A 3,731-nucleotide genomic window follows, 5' to 3' on the forward strand; every position below is an offset into this window, starting at 1 on the left:
CCAATATAAAAGCTTTATTTGCAGTTAGTACAGGTATGTTCCCTTTTTCCGATATATCCCCACTTATCATGTAAGCTTCGGGTCTTTCATACTTAAGAATTTCTTTCAATTTACACTGTTCCCAAGTATGTTGATTCAATATTTTTGTGCTCTTCATACCTTTATTTTCGCTCTGCCAAAAAATAATTTTTAAATTTAAGAAAATTGCAGGAAATTATAAAGAAAAAACATAATCAATAACTCTGATGAAGAGTGATAAGGAAATTAAATTTTTCAAATATTTGGGAAATTATTTTTTGTTCTATTATTTGGGGCGTTTTCACATTCAACTTATTTATTAAATTTTTATTTAAATTATTTACAGTACTACCAGCAGCTAGCATTTTATATGCTTTAAACATTTTTGTTGTTGAAAGTAATGCGCTCAAAAATTTTGTATCGATGATGTTTTTTTCATTTCTTATCAATAATCACCCATCATGAATACATCCGCATATATTTACAATATATGGTTTACCGAAACTCATCGAATTTGACAATATCAAATCACCCTTTTCTACAAGAAGGGTTTTAGCGAGACCTTCTGGTCTTATTTTTTCTTTTGTTTTAGTTATATATTCACCGTATTTTGGGGCATCACTAATTTTTATCCAATTGTAACCATTTTTTTCTTTTGTTATGTATTCACTTATTGGCCGGGGTGAACTACCTCTCTTGATTAACATTGTATCTTCTAATTTACACTGTTCCCAAGAATAACACTATTAAGTCAATTTCTTATCATTTTTAATGGTAAAATTTTTTTATAAAATAGAAAAGTAAATTAAATATTAAAAATAAGCGTTAATTTATCTTGGTGGCTTATTTTATAAGTTTATAAATTAATCATGAGAAAAAAGGAGTTTTATGAATAAACAACAACTCGCTAATAAAATTTGGGCTTCTGCTAATAACATGCGTTCTAAGATTGAAGCAAATGAATACAAGGATTATATACTTGGTTTTATATTTTATAAATTTTTATGTGAAAGAGAAGAAGAATATCTTATTTCGGAAGGCTGAAGTAAAGACGAATTTAAAGATAAATTAGTTGATTACAATTATGACCCTGAAATTTATGGTACAGAAGAATACGAAAAATTGTCTTGAGATATAAAAGACAGTATTGAACTGATCAGAGAATGTCAAAAGAAAATAGGTTATTTTATTGAATATAAAAACTTATTTTCAACATGATTAAAGTTAGGAAATGACTTTGATGTATCTAATGTTAGAGATGCTCTTTCAGCGTTTAATAGAAGAATTTCAAAAACACACACAAGAGTTTTTAAAAAAATATTCATGACCCTTGAAACTGGACTTTCTAAATTGGGAGATAACTCAAATTCACAAACTTCTGCAATAAAATCATTAATTGAGTTAATTAAAGACATACCAATGGACAATAAGCAAGACTATGATGTTTTAGGTTTCATATATGAATACTTAATATCAATGTTTGCGGCTAATGCGGGTAAAAAAGCCGGTGAATTCTATACACCGCATGAGGTTTCGGTCTTAATGTCTGAAATTGTTTCGCATCACTTGAAAGATAATGACACAATAAAAATTTATGACCCAACTTCAGGTTCGGGTTCTTTATTGATAAATATCGGTAAAAGTATTTCAAAATACATTAGTAATAAAGACGCGATAAAATATTATGCTCAAGAACTTAAAGACAATACATATAACTTAACACGTATGAACCTTGTTATGCGTGGTATTTTGCCAGATAATATAGAAACAAGAAACGGCGATACATTAAAAGATGATTGACCTTATTTTGATGAAAATGATAGAGAAAAAACATATGAAACCATTTATGTAGATGCTGTAGTTTCGAACCCACCATATTCTCAACCTTGAGATCCCGAAAACAAAGAGTTAGACCCGAGATTTGCAAGATACGGAGTTGCTCCAAAAAGTAAAGCAGACTATGCCTTCTTATTACATGACCTTTACCATTTAAAACCAAACGGAATTTTAACCATTGTATTACCACACGGTGTCTTATTTAGAGGAAATGAAGAAGAAAAGATTAGAAAGAATTTGATTGAAAATAATAATATTGATGCTATTATTGGTCTTCCTGCAAATATTTTCTTTGGAACTAGTATCCCTACAATAATCATGGTTTTAAAACAAAAAAGAGAAAACACCGATGTATTGATTATTGATGCATCTAAGAATTTTATAAAAGACGGTAAAAATAACCGCTTACAAACTTCTGATATTAAAAAAATTGTTGATACATATATAACAAGAGCAGATATTGAAAAATATTCAAGAAAAGTTTCTAGAGACGAAATAAGAAAAAATGAATATAACTTGAATATTCCTAGATACGTTGATTCAAATGATGATACCGAAAATTGAGATATATACGCAACAATGTTTGGCGGAGTTCCAAATTCAGAAGTAGAAAAATTTTCTCAATTTTGAAAGACATTTCCAAATTTAAAAGCAGATTTATTTGAAAAAGCAAATGAATCTTATTTAAATTTTAAAAATGAAGAAATTGAAAGTTCAATTGAAAAAAATACCGATGTTCAAAAACACAAAAAAGATTTTGCAACCAAAATTGCTAAGCTAAATAATTTCTTAGAAGAAAACTTAATAAACAATGTTTTAGAAGCAAACATAAATCATTTAGAAGACAAGATAGCATTAAAGCTAAAAGATTTAATCCGCGACGAAGCTTTAGTTGACTTTTACAAAGCCTACCAAATTCTTGATAATAATTGAACAACAATATCAAATGACTTAGAAGTTATACAAACAGAAGGATTAAGTTCAGCCAGAATTGTTAAACCTGTAATGGCTACAAAAAGTAAAAACAATAAGGCATATGAAGTTCGAGAAGGATGATCGGGTTATCTTATCCCATTCGACATAGTTGCAAAAGAAAGATTTAGCGATAAGCAAGAAGAAATAGATTCTAATATAGAGTCAATAGAAAATAACAAAAACAGAATCAACGAAATATTATCTGAATTGAGTGAAGAGGATAAAGAAAGTTACCCTGATTTAATCGCCGAAAAAGAAGATGAATTCAATAAAAAAACAGTTGAAAAACTTGCAAAAGAATTCAAAAAAATTAAAGAACTTTCTGAAGATAGCCTTGAATCAAAAATTATTGAAGTTTCAAATTTATTAACCAAAAATAAAACCATTGAAAAAGAAAATAAAGAGCTTTTAAACGATATACAAGAAAAAATTAAAGTGGTTATTGAAAATTTAAGTGATGAAGATATAAAAATTTTCTTAACTAAAAAATGAATTAACCCTCTTTTAAATTCATTAAGTAAATTACCTGAAACTGTACTTGAAGATTTTGCAGATTCATTGAACAAGTTAAAAGAAAAATATGAAACAACTCTAGGTTCTATAGAAGAAGAAATCAAGAAAACAGAACAAACCTTATTAACATTACTTGACGAATTAGAAGCTGATGAAAACGACAAAAAAGGTCTTGAAGAATTCAAAAAATTATTAGGAGGTTTTTAATGAGCAAAGAAAATTGCAATAAACCCTCTATAAGATTCAAAGGATTTACTGAAGATTGGGAACAGTGTAAATTGAAAGAAATTCTTAAGTATGAAAGACCCGAAGCTTACATGATAAGTGGGGATATATCGGAAAAAGGGAACATACCTGTACTAACTGCAAATAAAGCTTTTATATTGGGT

General features: G+C 28.1%; 1 protein-coding gene and 2 pseudogenes. 2 read left to right on the top strand and 1 reads right to left on the bottom strand.

Annotated elements, in window-relative coordinates:
* Positions 1-161 precede the first annotated feature (161 nt).
* A pseudogene (locus FJR74_RS08270) lies at positions 162-740 on the bottom strand (restriction endonuclease subunit S); the annotation flags it as partial.
* Positions 741-906: 166 nt separating this feature from the next.
* On the opposite strand from FJR74_RS08270, the gene FJR74_RS08275 reads away from it, so the two are divergent.
* Entirely contained in the window at positions 907-3,549 is a 2,643-nt protein-coding gene (locus FJR74_RS08275) for a type I restriction-modification system subunit M (protein ID WP_140915059.1), read from the top strand.
* Positions 3,549-3,731, top strand: a pseudogene (locus FJR74_RS03395) (hypothetical protein); the annotation flags it as partial. The gene FJR74_RS08275 and the pseudogene FJR74_RS03395, both read left to right, overlap by 1 nt.

This window comes from Metamycoplasma neophronis (assembly GCF_006491995.1).
Lineage (GTDB): Bacteria > Bacillota_I > Bacilli_A > Mycoplasmatales > Metamycoplasmataceae > Metamycoplasma > Metamycoplasma neophronis.